Origin of the sequence: Enterobacter sp. J49, from assembly GCF_002148625.1 — a bacterium.
Lineage (GTDB): Bacteria > Pseudomonadota > Gammaproteobacteria > Enterobacterales > Enterobacteriaceae > Enterobacter > Enterobacter ludwigii.
The window spans coordinates 332,617-350,390 of sequence record NZ_MWPY01000037.1 but is presented as its reverse complement, the minus strand read 5'-3'; the positions used below and the strand labels follow the sequence as shown (position 1 = coordinate 350,390).

Annotated in this window: 15 protein-coding genes; 10 read left to right on the top strand and 5 right to left on the bottom strand. The window is 54.6% G+C overall.

The window, feature by feature from the left end; all coding sequences use genetic code 11:
• Positions 1-47: 47 nt before the first annotated feature.
• From fruA to fruB, 3 genes are read right to left on the bottom strand one after another with little or no spacing between them, the layout of a single operon-like run.
• On the bottom strand, positions 48-1,730 hold the full coding sequence (gene fruA, locus BJP35_RS19980) for a PTS fructose transporter subunit IIBC (RefSeq protein WP_025203638.1): 1,683 nt from the start codon (positions 1,728-1,730) through the stop codon (positions 48-50).
• A gap of 16 nt (positions 1,731-1,746) precedes the next feature.
• Entirely contained in the window at positions 1,747-2,685 is a 939-nt protein-coding gene (gene fruK, locus BJP35_RS19975; RefSeq protein WP_014170919.1) for a 1-phosphofructokinase, read from the bottom strand.
• Positions 2,685-3,815, bottom strand: a complete 1,131-nt coding sequence (gene fruB, locus BJP35_RS19970; protein WP_047742921.1) for a fused PTS fructose transporter subunit IIA/HPr protein — start codon at positions 3,813-3,815, stop codon at positions 2,685-2,687. Before fruB ends, fruK begins: the two co-directional genes overlap by 1 nt.
• Positions 3,816-4,175: 360 nt before the next feature.
• Between fruB and setB the strand changes: the two genes are divergently transcribed.
• Positions 4,176-5,357 (top strand): sugar efflux transporter SetB, encoded by a 1,182-nt coding sequence (gene setB, locus BJP35_RS19965; RefSeq protein ID WP_020883187.1) that lies wholly within the window; start codon positions 4,176-4,178, stop codon positions 5,355-5,357.
• Here the strand turns inward: setB and BJP35_RS19960 are convergent.
• A complete protein-coding gene (locus BJP35_RS19960) occupies positions 5,354-5,608 on the bottom strand; it encodes a YkgJ family cysteine cluster protein (RefSeq protein WP_025203636.1) in 255 nt (84 codons plus the stop codon). The two genes, setB and BJP35_RS19960, sit on opposite strands and share 4 nt — an antisense overlap.
• A 164-nt stretch (positions 5,609-5,772) precedes the next feature.
• Here BJP35_RS19960 and yeiP point away from each other — a divergent pair, with 164 nt between their 5' ends.
• Positions 5,773-6,345: an elongation factor P-like protein YeiP gene (gene yeiP, locus BJP35_RS19955; protein WP_008500940.1), complete on the top strand. Its 573-nt coding sequence runs from the start codon at positions 5,773-5,775 to the stop codon at positions 6,343-6,345.
• Between the two features lie 43 nt (positions 6,346-6,388).
• Here yeiP and uxuA read toward each other — a convergent pair whose 3' ends face one another.
• Positions 6,389-7,579: a mannonate dehydratase gene (gene uxuA / locus BJP35_RS19950; protein WP_032678583.1), complete on the bottom strand. Its 1,191-nt coding sequence runs from the start codon at positions 7,577-7,579 to the stop codon at positions 6,389-6,391.
• Positions 7,580-7,783: 204 nt separating this feature from the next.
• On the opposite strand from uxuA, the gene BJP35_RS19945 reads away from it, so the two are divergent.
• From BJP35_RS19945 to BJP35_RS19910, 8 genes are all read left to right on the top strand, one after another.
• On the top strand, positions 7,784-9,250 hold the full coding sequence (locus BJP35_RS19945) for a mannitol dehydrogenase family protein (protein ID WP_020883184.1): 1,467 nt from the start codon (positions 7,784-7,786) through the stop codon (positions 9,248-9,250).
• Positions 9,251-9,373: 123 nt separating this feature from the next.
• Complete coding sequence (locus tag BJP35_RS19940; protein ID WP_047742927.1) at positions 9,374-10,360, top strand: GTP-binding protein; 987 nt, start codon at positions 9,374-9,376, stop codon at positions 10,358-10,360.
• Positions 10,361-10,393: 33 nt separating this feature from the next.
• Entirely contained in the window at positions 10,394-11,107 is a 714-nt protein-coding gene (locus BJP35_RS19935; protein WP_131797436.1) for a phosphatase PAP2 family protein, read from the top strand.
• A 416-nt stretch (positions 11,108-11,523) separates the two neighbouring features.
• Positions 11,524-12,093: a bifunctional murein DD-endopeptidase/murein LD-carboxypeptidase gene (mepS, locus tag BJP35_RS19930; protein WP_014170930.1), complete on the top strand. Its 570-nt coding sequence runs from the start codon at positions 11,524-11,526 to the stop codon at positions 12,091-12,093.
• 127 nt (positions 12,094-12,220) lie between these two features.
• Positions 12,221-13,762 carry a cyclic di-GMP phosphodiesterase gene (locus tag BJP35_RS19925; RefSeq protein ID WP_020883182.1) on the top strand — a complete coding sequence of 514 codons (1,542 nt, stop codon included), beginning with the start codon at positions 12,221-12,223 and terminating at the stop codon, positions 13,760-13,762.
• A 77-nt stretch (positions 13,763-13,839) separates the two neighbouring features.
• Complete coding sequence (locus BJP35_RS19920) at positions 13,840-15,645, top strand: extracellular solute-binding protein (protein ID WP_047742931.1); 1,806 nt, start codon at positions 13,840-13,842, stop codon at positions 15,643-15,645.
• Between the two features lie 9 nt (positions 15,646-15,654).
• Positions 15,655-16,749 carry a microcin C ABC transporter permease YejB gene (locus BJP35_RS19915; RefSeq protein WP_014170933.1) on the top strand — a complete coding sequence of 365 codons (1,095 nt, stop codon included), beginning with the start codon at positions 15,655-15,657 and terminating at the stop codon, positions 16,747-16,749.
• Entirely contained in the window at positions 16,749-17,774 is a 1,026-nt protein-coding gene (locus BJP35_RS19910) for an ABC transporter permease (protein WP_014170934.1), read from the top strand. Before BJP35_RS19915 ends, BJP35_RS19910 begins: the two co-directional genes overlap by 1 nt.

The following is a 17,774-nucleotide window of genomic DNA, read 5'->3' as shown; positions in this document are numbered from 1 at the left end:
AAAAAGCCGGGTCGCATAAGCACCCGGCTTTTTTATTGTTTTACCGCTTACGCCGCTTTCGCGACCCCTTCCGCTTCCGGACGTTTCAGCACCGCGTAAGAGAGACCTGCCACCAGCGTACCGGCCACAATCGCCAGCAGATAACCCAGCACTGGCGTGATTGCACCTGGGATCAGCAGCACGAACAGACCGCCGTGTGGTGCCATCAGTTTCGCGCCAACCGCCATGGAGATAGCACCGGTTACCGCGCCCCCCACGATACAGCATGGCAGCACGCGCATTGGGTCACGCGCCGCGAACGGAATTGCCCCTTCGGTGATAAAGCACAGGCCAAGTACCAGGGCGGCTTTCCCCCCTTCCTGCTGCGCTTTGTCGAACTTACGACGTGCAATGATGGTTGCCAGGCCAAGAGCCAATGGTGGCACCATACCGGCCGCCATAATCGCTGCCATTGGCGCGTAGGTCTGGGTACTCAGCAGGCCAACACCGAATGCGTATGCTGCTTTGTTCACCGGGCCACCCATGTCGGTACACATCATGCCACCGAGAATAGCTCCCAGCAGTACCGCATTCGCGGTACCCATGGTTTGCAGCCAGTGGGTCAGACCCGCCAGGATACCCGCTACAGGTTTACCGATGAGGTAAATCATCGCCAGGCCCACCACCAGGCTGGAAATCAACGGGATGATCAGGATCGGTTTCAGCGCTTCCATACTCTGCGGCAGTTTCAGCTTCGAGCTGATAAGCTTCGCAACGTAACCCGCCAGGAAACCGGCAATGATACCGCCGATAAAGCCAGAACCGGTGCTCACCGCCAGCATACCGCCGATAAGACCCGGCGTCAGGCCCGGACGGTCAGCGATGGAGAAGGCGATAAAACCTGCCAGCACCGGCACCATCAGGGCAAACGCGGAACCACCACCAATCTGCATCAGGGCAGCAGCCAGCGTGCCTTCTTCTTTAAACGCGGTAATACCAAACGCGAACGAGAGGGCAATACACAGACCGCCCGCCACCACCATCGGCAGCATATAAGACACGCCGGTCAGCAGATGGCGATAGGCGCCAGCTGACTCTTTCTTACCTTCCGTCGCAGTTTGCGTGGACCCCGTTGCCTGATACGGCTTCGCTTCCACCAGCGCTTTATCAAACTCCTGAGCAGTCTTTTTCAGCGCCAGGCCCGTTGACGTGCGGTACATCGGCTTACCGGCAAATTTCGCCAGGTCCACTTCGATGTCAGCCGCAACCATCACCAGATCGGCTTCAGCCACCTCTTCAGGGGTGATTGCGTTGCCCGCACCAACGGATCCACGTGTTTCAACTTTTACCCACCAGCCGCGTTTTTTCGCTTCGGTTTCAATGGCTTCAGCCGCCATAAAGGTATGAGCCACGCCCGTCGGGCAGGCCGTGATCGCCACGATACGTTTTGGTCCGGACGCGGCAACTGGCGCCGCGACCGGTGCGCTGTAAACAGACGCATGACCTTTCGCTTCGCTCAGGAACAGTTCCGGGTGTGCCACCGCGCGATTGATGTCGCCCAGCCACACTTTTTTGCCATTCAGCGCACTGTCAGCGGGAATTTTATCACCCAGAACAATCACCATTTCGGCGTCGCCCGGGTTATCCGTCATCTCGAGATGTGCTTTGTTCGCCGCCGCTCCCAGCAAGGTCTTCGCCATATAGGCGCGAGCCTGTCCGAGACCGGAGTCAATGATCAGCAGCGTTTTCATTATTCCTCTCCTGCTGTTAGTTAAAAGGTTTTAAGTCAACGCGCGCCATCATCGCGGCTAACTGGGTACGATCGGTAATACCGACATTGCTCTGGCTAACGGCCAGGGCAGCAACGGCGGTGGCAAGACGTAAAGTATGTTCACTGGATTCACGCATCAGCAGGCCATAAATCAGACCGCCAACCATTGAATCCCCTGCGCCAACGGTGCTGACAACGTCAACCGATGGCGGTTTGGCGATCCATTCGCCAGAAGCGTTAACCCACAGCGCCCCTTCTGCACCAAGAGAGATAACCACGTGAGCGATACCCTGCTCGCGCAGCGCATGGGCAGCGTCAATCACATCTTTTAATTCTGGCAGCTTACGGCCAGCCCAGATCTCCAGTTCGCGGCGATTCGGCTTCACCAGCCACGGCGAGGCTTTCAGGCCGGCGACCAGCGCGTCACGGCTGCTGTCAAAAATAATGCATGGGCACTGGCTTCGCAGACGCGTCATCCAGTCGGTGAACGCTTCCGGGCTCACGCCGGACGGCAGGCTGCCGCTGACGCAGACCATGTCGAACTGACCAAGCCAGGTCAGAGAGTCGTTCACGAAGCGCTCCCAGTCTGACGGAGTCACCTCGAAGCCTGAGAAGTTCAGATCGGTCACTTCGCCGTCTTTCTCCGTCAGCTTGACGTTGATACGGGTACGGCCCTGAACAACCTGAAAACGGTTAGCAATCCCCAGCTCGCTGAACAGCTGCTGGAAACCATCCTGGTTATCTTTACCGAGGAATCCGCCCACGGTGACATCGATACCGAGATCCTTGAGCACTTTCGCGACGTTAATCCCTTTACCTGCAGCATGCAGGCCAGTGGTACGCACGAGGTTTACTTCGCCGCGCTCAATCTCCGGGCAAAACCCCACCAGGTCATATGCCGGGTTCAGCGTAATAGTCGCAACACGTCTGCTCATTATGCGCCCTCCCCCAGACCTGCCGCGATGGCGTCGCCAATCGCTTTCAGCGCCTGTTCAGCATCAGCACCCTGTGCGGTAAAGCGCAGACGGTGACCTTTCTTCACGCCCAGCGCGACAACTTTCATCAGGCTACGGCCGTTGGCCGGTTTGCCCGTGCCATCAAGGTTAGTCACGGTAATCTCACTTTCGAATTGTTTAATGGTATTCACCAGCATGGTGCCAGGACGGGCATGCAGGCCGTGCTCGTTACGCACTACAAACTCAGCGGTCAGCACGTCATCAGTCAGCACATCATCGCTGGTCAGCAGCGCCAGCAGCGTGCTTGCGTCAGCGTTCAGCAGTTTTTCAGCCTTGTCATTCAGCAGCAGATCGCCAAGACGTTTTAGCGCGGAAACCGGCTGTTCATCGGTCATCGCGACGGTGACCAGCATCGCAGCGTGCTCGCCCTCAACGTCAAACGCGTTGGCCGCGCGGCTCACCGCGATAGCGCTGCGCAGGTTGCCTTCAGCACTGTCGTTCAGCCAGATACCTTGTCCCAGGTTCAGCGGCTTCTCATTGATAACGCGCGTGATAAAGGACGCGTCTACCGCACCGGCTTCTTTCAGGCGGCCTGCGTTCAGCGCCTGCAGCGTGACCAGATCGCTCGCCACAACATCCAGGGTCAATGTTTCATTATCCAGTTTCAGCGCTTCACTCTGTTTTTCGCCCATCAGCAACGCGCGCAGCTCTTCCGCCGTCGTCGCGGACTTCAGCTGTACAGCCACCGAATCATCGCTCAGCACATGCGTCAGCTGACGCAGCAGGCCCAGGTGCTCGTCGCTGCTGGCAGCGATACCGATTGCCACGTAAGCAACCTGACCGTCGCCCCACACCACACCCTGAGGGAACTGATAAACCTGAACGCCGGTTTTCAGCACCTGATCGCGGGTGTCCGTTGTACCGTGCGGAATGGCGATGCCATTGCCGAGGAAAGTGGAGGTCTGCTGCTCGCGCGCCAGCATGCCGTTAACGTAGCCGTCCGCGACATTACCCGCCTGCACAAGGGCAGCGGCAACCTGGCGAATGGCCTCTTCTTTGTTCCCGGCCTGAGCGCCCGGGTGGATATCCTGAACAGATAACTGGAACATGGTTCTCCTCTCCTGCTGAACTTGAATCGTTTCAGCTTAAATGAGAAAAAATGCGCTAGCCTGCTCCGTTTGTTAAAACAAGATAGCGCTGAAACGTTTCAAAAAGTCTTGCGCTTTCTGCTTAACCTTGCAAGAAAAGTTACAAATAGCGATGCAGAATTTAGAGATACAGCACATTTCTTCTTCGCTCAGCTGAATCTTGCTGACGTTCAGCAAGTCAGTTTCAGCTAAGTTCAGCCCGAGCCAGTTAATTGAAATGGCATTTTGATTTTTCGTGGCGAAATTGACCGCAGTACCTGTTTATTTTCTGACAAGCGTCGTACACTCCGCGTCTCTTTATGACTTGCTGATACTGAAAGTATGCATAACACCCCTGCCGCCGCCTCGCCAAAACCCTTTGATTTGACGTCCACGGCGTTTTTGATTGTTGCCTTCCTTACCGGCATTGCCGGGGCGTTACAGACGCCCACGCTGAGCCTGTTTCTGACCAATGAAGTCCACGCCCGTCCGGCAATGGTTGGCTTCTTTTTTACCGGCAGTGCCATCATCGGCATTCTGGTGAGTCAGTTTCTGGCGGGGCGTTCCGACAGAAAAGGCGATCGTAAAAGTCTGATCGTCTTTTGCTGCCTTCTCGGGGTGTTTGCCTGCGTGTTGTTTGCTTTTAACCGCAACTATTTCATCCTGCTGTTCGTGGGGGTGTTCCTGAGCAGCTTCGGTTCCACGGCGAACCCGCAGATGTTCGCCCTCGCCCGCGAGCACGCCGACCATACCGGTCGTGAAGCGGTGATGTTCAGCTCTATTCTGCGTGCCCAGGTGTCGCTGGCATGGGTCATTGGCCCGCCGCTGGCGTATGCCCTGGCGATGGGGTTTGGCTTTACGGTGATGTACCTGAGTGCGGCTGTCGCGTTTGTGGTGTGCGGCACCATGGTGTGGTTCTTCCTGCCGTCGATGCGCAAAGAGCCTAAAGTGGCTTCAGGCGTACTGGAAGCCCCGCGCCGTAACCGTCGTGATGCGCTGCTCCTGTTTGTTATCTGTACGTTGATGTGGGGAACAAACAGCCTTTATATTATCAACATGCCACTGTTTATTATTGATGAGCTGCATCTGCCAGAGAAGCTGGCGGGCATTATGATGGGAACCGCGGCCGGGCTTGAGATCCCGACCATGCTGATCGCGGGCTATTACGCGAAGCGTTTCGGAAAGCGTTTTTTAATGCGCATCGCGGCTGTCGCAGGACTGCTGTTCTATATCGGTATGCTGACGGTGCACACGCCAGGACTCTTGCTGGCATTGCAGCTTCTCAACGCCATTTATATCGGCATACTCGCCGGGATTGGCATGCTCTATTTCCAGGACCTGATGCCAGGCCAGGCAGGCTCCGCCACCACCCTTTATACCAATACCACTCGCGTGGGCTGGATTATTGCAGGCTCAATGGCCGGCATCGTGGCCGAGATCTGGAGCTATCACACGGTATTCTGGATTGCGCTGGTGATGTGTACGCTGACGATAGCGTGTCTGGTGCGAATTAAGGACGTTTAAGGGGCGGTGAGCGCTTCCAGCTCAAGAAGGTAGGTGATCGCCTGCGCGCGCGTGCTGCCGCACATCTCCGCGGACGGCTGAAGGCCGGAACAGACTTTCGGGCGCAGCGGGGAACCAAAGATCATGCACAGGTTATTTTCAGCAAGCTGCACACAGCGGGTATTAGCAGGTTTGCCGTCCGGCATGCCAGGAATGGGGCTTGAAATGGACGGTGCGGTACAACACGCGCCACAATCGGGACGACAATCCATACAGGCTCTCTTTCGCTGAAGAACGCCCGCGCAGTCGGGCATTGCGCGCACAGTAACACCTTTTGTGTATTGATAGCAAAAGCCACGAATTCCGCTTGCCTGAAAGGCCGAGCACGAGTAATTTGGCGCGATATTTTTTACCACCCGTAAACAGGATTACTGCAATGCCAAGAGCGAACGAAATTAAGAAAGGTATGGTACTGAATTACAACGGCAAGCTGCTGATTGTGAAAGATATCGATATTCAGGCCCCGAGCGCCCGTGGTGCAGCAACGCTGTACAAAATGCGTTTCGCCGATGTGCGTACCGGTCTGAAAGTGGAAGAACGTTTTAAAGGTGACGATATCGTTGATACCGTGACCCTGACCCGCCGCTATGTTGATTTTTCCTACATTGATGGCAACGAATACGTGTTCATGGATAAAGAAGATTACACCCCGTATATCTTCACCAAAGATCAGATTGAAGAAGAACTCCTCTTCATTCCTGAAGGCGGGATGCCTGACATGCAGGTTCTGACCTGGGATGGCGTGCTGCTGGCGCTGGAGCTGCCGCAGACCGTGGATCTGGAAATCGTGGAAACGGCTCCGGGCATCAAAGGTGCATCCGCAAGTGCCCGCAACAAACCAGCAACCCTGACGACCGGTCTGGTGGTGCAGGTGCCAGAATACCTCTCCGCGGGCGAGAAAATCCGCATCCATATCGAAGAAAAACGCTATATGGGTCGCGCAGACTAATGCGCTATTCGCCCGGTGGCACTACGCCACCGGGCAACAGACGTTACAGCAGTTCCGGGTATTTCGTCATCTTCAGCGCCAGCTCAACGCCCCGCACCTCCGCCATGCCTTTCAGACGACCAATCGCCGAATAACCTGGGTTCGTTTTCTTACGCAGATCGTCCAGCATCTGGTGACCATGATCGGGACGGAACGGGATAGGACGAACGTCACCCGCGTGCTTACGACGTACCTCTTCCGCCAGAATCGCATCCACTACCGCCACCATATTCACATCGCCGCCCAGGTGCGCTGCTTCATGGAAGGTTTTTGGATTATCCTCACGACAGGTCGCACGCAGATGCGTGAAGTGAATACGATCGCCGAAGGTTTCAATCATCTGCACCAGATCGTTATCCGCACGCACGCCGTAAGAGCCGGTACACATGGTGAATCCGTTGTAGATACTGTCCACGGTCTCTTTCAGCCACTGCATATCTTCAATCGTGGACACGATTCGCGGTAAACCGAGAATAGGACGCGGTGGATCGTCCGGGTGCACAGCCAGACGTACGCCCGCTTCTTCCGCTACCGGTACGATAGCGCGCAGGAAAAACGCCATGTTTTCACGCAGCTGGTTTTTATCGATATTCCCGTATTCCGCCAGACGCGCGCGGAACTGATCCAGCGTATAGCCCTCTTCAGCGCCCGGCAGGCCAGCAATAATATTGCGGGTCAGCTTTTCAATCTCGGCGTCACTGGCTGCGTTAAACCACGCGAGCGCCTGCTGCTGCTCTTCAGCCGTGTAATCGGCTTCTGCACCAGGACGTTTCAGGATGTGCAGCTCAAATGCGGCAAAGGCAATCTGATCGAAACGCAGCGCTTTTGAGCCGTCCGGCAACGTGTACTCAAGATCGGTGCGCGTCCAGTCAAGAATGGGCATGAAGTTATAGCAAACAGTATCAATACCGCAGGCCGCCAGGTGACGAATGCTCTGCTGGTAGTTGGCAATCCAGGTCTGATAATCACCTGAATGGGTTTTGATATCTTCGTGAACCGGGATGCTTTCCACCACAGACCAGGTCAGACCTTTTTCCGCCAGCAGCGCCTGACGCTTTTTGATTTCTTCAATCGGCCATACCTGACCATTAGGAATGTGATGCAGCGCCGTCACGACACCCGTTGCGCCAGCCTGACGCACATCATCAAGAGAAACCGGATCGTTCGGCCCGTACCAACGCCAGGTCTGTTCCATTGCCTCACCTCTAAAGTTGTTATACCAATATGGATGACTACGATGACGACTACCATACATGTTTGCCGTAAAGGGTCAACACACCGCCACACATTGATTGATCAAACTCACACTTCGGGGATATTTACGGCTCACCAATTTTATTTGCTGTCATATAACTTTACACTGGCGTTGTTAATTAATGGTTAATCAGGTGTGTATTTCATGAAGACAATTGCCTCCACCTCGCTTCCTGCCCATGTCCAGCTCCCTCGCTACGATCGTAAGCAGTTACGCTCTCGCATCGTCCATTTTGGCTTCGGCGCATTTCACCGCGCGCATCAGGCCTTGTTAACAAACCGGGTGCTGAATGAGAAAGGCGGCGACTGGGGTATTTGTGAGATTAGCCTCTTCAGCGGCGACGTGCTGATGAGCCAGTTGCGCGCACAGGATCATCTCTTCACCGTGCTGGAAAAAGGGGCGGAGGGAAACCAGCCGATTATCGTCGGTGCCGTCCATGAATGTCTGAACGCAAAACTGGATTCTCTGCCTGCCATCATTGAGAAATTTTGTGAACCTCAGGTCGCCATTGTGTCGCTCACCATCACAGAGAAAGGTTATTGCATCGATCCCGCCACCGGTAATCTGGATTTGCACAACTCCCGGATCGTTCACGATCTGGAGAACCCGTCTGAACCGCACTCCGCGCCAGGGATCCTGGTCGAGGCGCTCCACCGCCGCCGTGAACGCGGTTTGTCCGCTTTTACCGTCCTCTCCTGCGACAACATCCCTGATAACGGCCATGTGGTGAAAAACGCGGTATTAGGGATGGCCCAGAAACGCGACCCGGCGCTGGCAGAGTGGATTGATTCACATGTGAGCTTTCCAGGGACCATGGTCGACCGAATTGTCCCCGCCGCGACCGAGGCGTCGCTGGCAGAAATCACGCAGGAGCTTGGAGTAGAAGATCCTTGTGCTATCAGCTGCGAACCGTTTATTCAGTGGGTAGTGGAAGATAACTTTGTTGCCGGACGCCCGGCATGGGAAGTGGCTGGCGTACAAATGGTGCAGGACGTTCTGCCGTGGGAACAGATGAAATTGCGCATGCTCAACGGCAGCCACTCTTTCCTCGCGTATCTGGGCTACCTCGCCGGGTATGCACACATCAACGAATGTATGGAAGACACCGCTTTTCGCGAAGCCGCACGTCGGTTAATGCTGAATGAGCAGGCTCCTACGCTGCGTATTAAGGATGTCGACCTCACGGCTTATGCCGATAGCCTGCTTGAACGCTTTGCCAATCCGGCACTGCAGCACCGGACCTGGCAAATTGCGATGGACGGAAGCCAGAAATTGCCGCAGCGCATGCTGGATGGGATCCGCATCCATCTTGAACGTAAAACCGCGTGGCCGCTGCTGGCCCTGGGCGTTGCAGGCTGGATCCGCTACGTCAGCGGTACCGACGAGCGTGGCGACGCGATTGATGTGCGCGATCCGCTGAGTGATAAAATCCGCACCCTTGTTGCAGCCAGCAGCGACGCTGAGCGCGTCAATGCCCTGCTGGGGCTGAGTGAAATCTTTGGTCACGATCTCGCACAAAATAGCCTATTCGTGGAGGCCATCAGCCAGGCCTATCAGCGCATCGCCCGCCATGGCGCGCGTCAGGCTGTTATCGAAACGTTAAATATTTAGCGATTATTGCGCTTAAGGCGAACGGCGATTGCCTCCGTTCGCCCTCCCCCTTCTCATTGAGCCCGTTTTTCGCCAGGATGATGGATAATTGTTATAGCATCACAATTATCGACTGGAGCGCACGTGACCAAAACCAACCTCATTACCGGTTTTCTCGGCAGCGGTAAAACCACCTCAATTCTCCACCTGCTGGCCAATAAGGATCCGGCAGAAAAATGGGCCGTCCTGGTCAATGAATTTGGCGAAGTGGGTATTGATGGCGCATTACTGGCAGACAGCGGTGCGATGATCAAAGAGATCCCCGGTGGCTGCATGTGCTGCGTAAATGGTCTGCCGATGCAGGTCGGGCTGAATACGCTGCTGCGTCAGGGCAAACCAGACCGTCTGCTGATTGAACCGACCGGGCTGGGTCATCCGAAGCAAATTCTCGATTTACTGACCGCGCCGGTCTACGAGCCGTGGATCGATCTGCGTGCCACGCTGTGCCTGCTGGACCCCCGTCAGCTGCTGGATGAAAAAGCCGTGACCAACGAGAACTTTCGCGACCAGCTCGCCTCGGCAGATATTATCGTCGCCAATAAAGAGGATCGCGCAACGGCGGAAAGCCAGTCCGCGCTGGAGACATGGTGGCAGCATTTTGGTGGCAACCGTCAGCGGGTGCAGACCACCCAGGGGAAAATTGATAACGCCCTGCTTGACCTGCCTCGCCTGAACCTGGCGGCGCTCCCGGCAAGCGCGGAACATGCCCACAGCCATCCGCAAAAACAGGGTCTGGCTGCCCTGAGTCTGCCGGAACACCAGCGCTGGCGTCGTAACCTTAACAGCGGCCAGGGCTATCAGGCCTGCGGATGGATTTTCGATGCGGATACCGTATTCGACACCATCGGCATACTCGAATGGGCCAGACTGGCTCCGGTCGATCGTGTTAAAGGGATCATGCGCACCCCGGACGGGCTGGTGCGGATCAACCGTCAGGACGAAGATTTCTTTATCGAAACGCAAAATGTGGCGCCACCTGATAGCCGAATAGAGTTAATTAGTGCGGTTAACGCCGACTGGAATGCCCTGCAGTCCAGCCTGTTGAAGCTTCGTTTAAGTTTGGGCGGCTAACGTTGCCCCAGATTTCACTCTATGCTGAATGTTATGACGACTCGACTTCCCCTGATATTACTGCTTAATGTCGCCGGTCTGGCGCTCTTTTTCTCCTGGTATATCCCGGCGAATCATGGTGTCTGGTTTCCGCTGGATTCTGCCATTTTTCACTTCTTCAACCAGGAGCTGGTGAAGAGCGAAGCCTTCCTGTGGCTGGTTGCTATCACGAATAACCGCGCCTTTGACGGCTGCTCGCTGCTGGCGATGGGCGGCCTGATGCTCTCTTTCTGGCTGAAAGAGGACAAAACAGGACGCCGCCGTATTCTGATTATTGGTTTGATGATGTTGCTGCTTGCGGTGGTAATTAACCAGCTGGCAACGGCCATTATTCCGGTTAAGCGTTCCAGCCCAACGCTGTTCTTCCCCGATATTTATCGCGTCAGCGAGCTGCTGCATATTCCAACGAAAGATGCGTCGAAGGCCAGTTTCCCGGGCGATCACGGAATGATGCTGCTTATTTTTTCCGGCGTGATGCTCCGCTATTTCGGCCGAAAAGCCTTTGCGATAGCCCTGATTATTTTTGTGGTTTTTGCCTTCCCACGGGTAATGATTGGCGCTCACTGGTTCACTGATATTGCAGTCGGTTCGCTCTCTTCTGTGCTGGTTGCGCTGCCGTGGTGTCTGATGACACCGCTGAGCGACACGATAATAGCCGTGTTCGATCGCTACCTCCCCGGCAAAACGCAACAAATCAGAAACCAATAATTAACCTTAATTAACACTATGCATCAGGGATCGTTTTGATCCTTGATGCACTTTTCTCCCCTTCCCCCCCCTCCCGTCATCATTTCGTCACAATATTCGTGATAAAAATGAATGTGTTGCACGGTTTTTAACCTTGATCGTGCGCTTTTTGAACAATTATCAATTTTTACTTTCTGTATCACAATTTCTTATAAAAAAAAGGCTTTTTTTGCTCGCAATACCCCAGGCAATCGGTTAATCTCGAACTCGTTTTGCCCCATAGAGATAATTATTTCGCTGGTGAATAAATTTGTGCGCTACGCCACAAATGTGATCAGAAAGAATTGTCTCATTGTGAACAGATAATTAGTCTCGTCACGTTTGGCATTTTTTATAACGATATTTGTCGTTAAGGACTTCAAGGGATAATAAACAAAATGGTCAAATCTCAACCGATTTTGAGATATATCTTACGGGGGATCCCGGCGATAGCAGTGGCGGTACTGTTATCTGCATGTAGTACATCGAACACCGCAAAGAATATGCATCCTGAGACGCGTGTTGTGGGAATGGAAGATTCCTCGTCACTGCAAGCCTCTCAGGATGAATTTGAAAATATGGTACGTAATCTGGACGTGAAGTCCCGTATTATGGACCAGTATGCTGACTGGAAAGGCGTGCGTTATCGTCTTGGCGGCAGCACCAAAAAAGGCATTGATTGTTCCGGTTTCGTACAGCGTACTTTCCGTGAGCAGTTTGGGTTAGATCTTCCGCGTTCAACTTACGAACAGCAGGAGATGGGCAAGTCGATTTCACGCACTAAACTGCGCACCGGGGATTTAGTCCTGTTCCGTGCGGGTTCGACAGGTCGACATGTTGGCATCTACATTGGCAATGACCAGTTTGTACATGCCTCCACCAGCAGCGGTGTGACCATTTCCAGCATGAACGAACCTTACTGGAAGAAGCGCTATAACGAAGCGCGCCGCGTACTGACCCGCAGTTAAAATAATCATTGTATCGTTGGTTATCCCTTGGCCGGCGATATGATAAAAAAAAGCACTGCTTCGGCGGTGTTTTTTTTTGCCCGTTACACTGAATACATTCAGCGGCAATCCAGGAACCACGACGTCTATGTTCACCCGCTACTTCTCCAGTAATCGCAAGATACTTTTCCTCAGCCTTATCACCGGCCTGATCACAGCCCTGCTCCTGGGTTCATTGCAATTTTTCTGGAGCTACCACAAGCGGGAAGTCAGATTCGACACCCTGATTGACGACGTGAGCATCTACATGGAAAGCTACTTCGATGAGTTAAAAAGCTCTATCGATCTCCTTCAGCCGCTCACGCTGAACAGCTGCCACGACGTCAACGCTGAGCTGACTTCTCGCGCGGCGTTTAGCCTTAACGTGCGCGCCTTTTTGCTGGTCAGGGATAAACTGGCGTACTGCTCTTCAGCCACCGGTCCGATGAACGTCCCGATGGAAGAGCTGATACCCGAGCTGCACATCGATAAACAGATTGATATGGCGTTACTGCCGGGTACACCGATGATGCCGCACAGACCAGCGATTGCCATCTGGTATCGAAATCCGCTGGTGAAGGACGGCGGCGTGTTTACTTCGGTAAACATCAACCTGACTCCGTACATGCTTTACACCGCACGCCAGAACGAGTTCGCGGGCATTGCCATCATCATTGGCGACAATGCGTTGTCGACAAGGTCCGCCACACTGGTTAAGGCACAGGATTTACATGAAACGCCGGCGCGTACCGCGACCCTAAAAGAGGTTCCGCTGACGATCAAACTGTACGCCGAAGAGTGGACGAGCGATGAAATCCTGTTCGCGGTGTTCTTTGGACTGGTCTGCGGGATCGCGGCCGGCTCGCTTAATTTCTATATCCTCACCACGCGTCTTAACCCAGGCAAAGAGATCCTGAGCGCCATTAAACGCGGCCAGTTTTATGTGGTGTATCAACCTGTTGTGGATGCCGAGACGCTGCAAATGCGTGGTGTCGAAGTCCTGATGCGCTGGAAACACCCGACGATGGGGGAAATTCCGCCTGATGCCTTTATCAACTTCGCCGAAGCGCAGAAGCTGATTGTGCCGCTGACGCTGCATCTCTTTGACCTCATCATCCGCGACGCGCCGGTATTACAGACCCTTCTGCCGCCGGGCGCAAAACTGGGCATTAACATTGCGCCGGGGCATCTGCATGCAGAAAGCTTCAAAGAGGATATGCGCACTTTCCTGGACTTAATGCCGCCGGATCATTTCCAGATCGTGCTGGAAATCACCGAGCGCGACATGGTTAACCATCGGGAAGCCAACAATCTTTTCGAATGGCTGCACAATGAAGGCTTTGAAATTGCGATTGATGATTTTGGTACCGGCCACAGTGCGCTGATTTACCTTGAGCGTTTCACCATGGATTACATCAAAATTGACCGGGGTTTTGTCAACGCGATCGGGACGGAAACCGTGACCTCCCCGGTGCTTGATGCCGTACTCACCCTGGCAAGACGACTGAATATGTCGACCGTCGCCGAAGGGGTGGAGACGCCGGAGCAGGCAGCCTGGCTGCGCGAACATGGCGTTGTTTTCCTTCAGGGTTACTGGATTAGCCGCCCGATGCCGCTGGAGCAGTTCCGCCAATGGCAGCCTGAACGTTGAATGATTTCACATTGCCCGTGACGTCACTTATTATTCAGCTTAACTGAGCCGGTCAGTCGAAAGGGAGCCGCCGCGAAATGCTTATGCGCTTTATGTTGCTGCTGTTGGCATTAACGAGCCTGTCCAGCCAGGCGCAAACCATCAAAGAGAACATCGCGTTCTCCGTGATTGGTGAGCCAAAGTACGCGGTCAATTTTACGCACTTTGATTACGTCAACCCTGCCGCGCCAAAAGGCGGAAACGTGACTCTCTCCGCCACGGGGACGTTCGACAACTTCAACCGCTTCGCCCTGCGCGGCGTGGCGGCAGCGCGAACAGAATCGCTCTACGATACGCTGTTTGTTACGTCTGATGATGAACCCGGCAGTTACTACCCGCTGATTGCGGACAACGTGCGTTACGCGGATAACTTTGCGTGGGCGGAAATTTCGATTAACCCACGGGCGCGTTTTCACGATGGGACGCCGGTCAAAGCCAGCGACATTGCCTTCACATTTCACAAATTTATGACTGAGGGCGTTCCCCAGTTCCGCATTGTCTACAAAGGCGTTACGGTCAAAGCCATTGCCCCGCTCACGGTGCGTATTGAGCTGAGTGAGCCGAATAAAGAGAACATGCTCAGCCTGTTCTCCCTGCCCGTGATGCCTGAATCGTTCTGGAAAGATCACAAACTTAGTGACCCGCTCTCCACGCCCTCGCTGGCGGGTGGCCCATACCGTATAACTGACTGGCGCATGGGGCAGTATGTTGTCTATTCCCGGGTCAAAGACTACTGGGCGGCAAACCTGCCGGTAAACCGGGGCCGCTGGAATTTCGATACCCTTCGCTACGATTATTACCTTGACGATAACGTGGCATTTGAAGCCTTCAAAGCCGGTGCGTTCGATATGCGCGTGGAGAGCAGCGCTAAAAACTGGGCGACACGGTATATCGGCAAAAACTTCGCTAACGGGTATATCGTTAAAGACGAGCATAAAAACGCGTCCGCTCAGGATACGCGCTGGCTGGCGTTTAATATTCAGCGTCCGGTATTTACTGACCGCCGGGTGCGGGAAGCCATTACCCTGGCCTTTGATTTTGAATGGATGAACAAAGCGCTATTTTACGGCGCTTACAGCCGGGCAAATAGCTATTTCCAGAACACTGAATATGCCGCTCGCGATTACCCAAAAGCGGACGAACTTGTCCTGCTGGCACCGCTGAAAGCAGAACTGCCACCGGAGGTGTTCACGACGGTATTTCAGCCTCCGGCGTCAAAGGGTGACGGCTACGATCGCGACAACCTGCTTAAAGCCAGTAAACTGCTGGATGACGCAGGCTGGCCACTGAAGAATAAAAAACGCGTCGATTCCAGAACGGGCAAACCGTTAATCTTTGAGCTGCTGCTTGCGTCCGGAAGCAACGATCAGTGGGTGCTGCCGTTTAAGCACAATCTTGAACGGCTGGGGATTACCATGAACATTCGCCAGGTCGACAACGCGCAGCTCACCAACCGCAAACGCAGCCGTGATTACGACATGATGCAAACCCTGTGGCCCGCGCAGCCGTGGCCCAGCTCAGATCTGCAAATCTCCTGGGCATCCAGCTATATCGACTCCTCCTACAATGCGCCGGGGGTGAAAAGCCCGGCGATTGATGCCTTGATTGCGAAAATTGTGGCGGCGCAGGGTGATAAAGAAAAACTCCTGCCGCTGGGACGCGCCCTCGACAGGGTCTTAACCTGGAATTACTACATGCTGCCAATGTGGTATATGGGCGAAGACCGGCTTGCGCACTGGGACAAGTTCTCCGAGCCTGCCGTACGCCCTGTCTATTCACTGGGCTTCGACACCTGGTGGTATGACGTTAACAAAGCCGCCAGACTTCCCGCTGAGCGGCGATAAGGAATCATCATGGGTGCGTATCTGATCCGCCGTCTCCTGCTGATTATCCCGACCCTCTGGGCAATCATCACGATTAACTTTTTTATTGTGCAAATCGCGCCCGGCGGCCCGGTCGACCAGGCTATTGCAGCCATTGAATTTGGCAACAGCGGCGGCATGCCTGGTGGCGGTGGCGAAGGAATGGGCGCGAGCCATGCCCGCACCGGCCTGGGAAATATCAGTGAAAGCCATTATCGCGGCGGACGTGGCCTGGATCCGGAAGTCATCGCCGAGATCACCCATCGTTATGGCTTCGACAAACCGCTTCACGAGCGGTATTTCAACATGCTCTGGGACTACCTCCGCTTTGATTTTGGCGACAGCCTGTTTCGAAGCGCGTCGGTTTTAACATTGATTAAGCAAAGTCTGCCGGTGTCGATTACCCTGGGGCTGTGGGGAACGTTGATTATTTATCTCGTCTCTATTCCCCTGGGGATCCGTAAAGCGGTTCACAACGGCAGCCGCTTCGATGTCTGGAGCAGCACGTTTATCATCATCGGCTATGCCATTCCGGCGTTTCTGTTTGCCGTTCTGTTGATTGTCTTTTTTGCCGGTGGCAGCTATTTCGATATCTTTCCGCTGCGGGGGCTGGTGTCAGCGGATTTCAGCACCCTGCCCTGGTACAAGAAGATCACCGATTATTTCTGGCACATCACGCTGCCGGTGCTTGCGACCGTCATTGGCGGCTTTGCGGCCCTGACCATGTTGACCAAAAACGCCTTTCTCGATGAAATCCGTAAACAGTACGTTGTGACTGCCCGTGCGAAGGGCGTCGGCGAAAAGCAGATCATGTGGAAACATGTCTTTCGCAACGCCATGCTGCTGGTGATTGCCGGATTTCCTGCCACGTTCATCAGTATGTTTTTTACCGGCTCGCTGCTGATAGAGGTGATGTTCTCTCTCAACGGACTGGGCTTGCTGGGATATGAAGCCACCGTGTCGCGCGATTATCCGGTCATGTTTGGCACACTTTATATCTTCACCCTGATTGGCCTGCTGCTGAATATCATCAGCGATATCAGCTATACGCTGGTTGATCCCCGAATTGATTTTGAGGGCCGCTGATGCCGCGTTTAAGCCCCGTCAACCAGGCCCGATGGGCCCGTTTTCGCCACAACCGCCGCGGCTACTGGTCGCTGTGGATCTTTGCCGTCCTGTTTGTCTTAAGCATGTGTTCGGAACTGATTGCCAACGATAAACCGCTGCTGGTGCACTTTAACGACCGCTGGTATGTGCCCGTTCTCACCCAATACAGCGAAAGCGATTTTGGTGGCCCGTTTGCGACGCCCGCTGAATATCAGGATCCGTGGCTTCGCCAGCAAATTGAACAGCACGGCTGGGCACTCTGGGCGCCGGTGCGTTTTGGCGCAAACAGCATTAACTTTGCGACCACCACCCCCTTCCCTTCCCCGCCTTCCGCGCAAAACTGGCTGGGAACGGATGCCAACGGTGGCGATGTGCTGGCACGCATCCTCTACGGCACGCGGATCTCGATCCTCTTTGGGCTGATGCTGACCGTCTTTTCCAGCGTGATGGGTGTGGTAGCAGGTGCCGTTCAGGGCTACTACGGCGGGAAGATCGACCTGTGGGGTCAACGTTTTATTGAAGTCTGGTCAGGCATGCCGACGCTGTTTCTGATCATTCTGCTTTCAAGCGTGGTACAGCCAAACTTCTGGTGGCTGTTAGGCATTACCGTCATCTTCGGCTGGATGGCGCTGGTAGGCGTGGTGCGGGCGGAATTCCTGCGCACCCGTAATTACGATTACATTCGCGCTGCCCAGGTGCTGGGGGTGAGCGACCGCGGGATCATTTTCCGCCATATGCTTCCTAACGCCGTGGTAGCGACCCTCACTTTCCTGCCGTTTATTCTGTGCAGTTCCATCACTACCCTCACCTCGCTTGATTTCCTTGGCTTCGGGCTCCCTCTCGGTTCCCCGTCGCTCGGCGAGCTACTGCTGCAGGGCAAGAACAACCTGCAGGCACCGTGGTTAGGCATCACCGCCTTTCTTGCCGTGGCCGTGCTGCTTTCACTGCTGATTTTTATTGGCGAAGCCGTGCGCGATGCTTTTGATCCCAACAAGGCGGTATAA

What these genes read in the sequence shown, in the direction of transcription:
- fruA (WP_025203638.1), bottom strand. Translation starts at nt 1,730, where the DNA reads ATGAAAACGCTGCTGATCATTGACTCCGGTCTCGGACAGGCTCGCGCC.
- fruK (WP_014170919.1), bottom strand. Translation starts at nt 2,685, where the DNA reads ATGAGCAGACGTGTTGCGACTATTACGCTGAACCCGGCATATGACCTG.
- fruB (WP_047742921.1), bottom strand. Translation starts at nt 3,815, where the DNA reads ATGTTCCAGTTATCTGTTCAGGATATCCACCCGGGCGCTCAGGCCGGG.
- setB (WP_020883187.1), top strand. Translation starts at nt 4,176, where the DNA reads ATGCATAACACCCCTGCCGCCGCCTCGCCAAAACCCTTTGATTTGACG.
- BJP35_RS19960 (WP_025203636.1), bottom strand. Translation starts at nt 5,608, where the DNA reads ATGGATTGTCGTCCCGATTGTGGCGCGTGTTGTACCGCACCGTCCATT.
- yeiP (WP_008500940.1), top strand. Translation starts at nt 5,773, where the DNA reads ATGCCAAGAGCGAACGAAATTAAGAAAGGTATGGTACTGAATTACAAC.
- uxuA (WP_032678583.1), bottom strand. Translation starts at nt 7,579, where the DNA reads ATGGAACAGACCTGGCGTTGGTACGGGCCGAACGATCCGGTTTCTCTT.
- BJP35_RS19945 (WP_020883184.1), top strand. Translation starts at nt 7,784, where the DNA reads ATGAAGACAATTGCCTCCACCTCGCTTCCTGCCCATGTCCAGCTCCCT.
- BJP35_RS19935 (WP_131797436.1), top strand. Translation starts at nt 10,394, where the DNA reads ATGACGACTCGACTTCCCCTGATATTACTGCTTAATGTCGCCGGTCTG.
- mepS (WP_014170930.1), top strand. Translation starts at nt 11,524, where the DNA reads ATGGTCAAATCTCAACCGATTTTGAGATATATCTTACGGGGGATCCCG.
- BJP35_RS19925 (WP_020883182.1), top strand. Translation starts at nt 12,221, where the DNA reads ATGTTCACCCGCTACTTCTCCAGTAATCGCAAGATACTTTTCCTCAGC.
- BJP35_RS19920 (WP_047742931.1), top strand. Translation starts at nt 13,840, where the DNA reads ATGCTTATGCGCTTTATGTTGCTGCTGTTGGCATTAACGAGCCTGTCC.
- BJP35_RS19915 (WP_014170933.1), top strand. Translation starts at nt 15,655, where the DNA reads ATGGGTGCGTATCTGATCCGCCGTCTCCTGCTGATTATCCCGACCCTC.
- BJP35_RS19910 (WP_014170934.1), top strand. Translation starts at nt 16,749, where the DNA reads ATGCCGCGTTTAAGCCCCGTCAACCAGGCCCGATGGGCCCGTTTTCGC.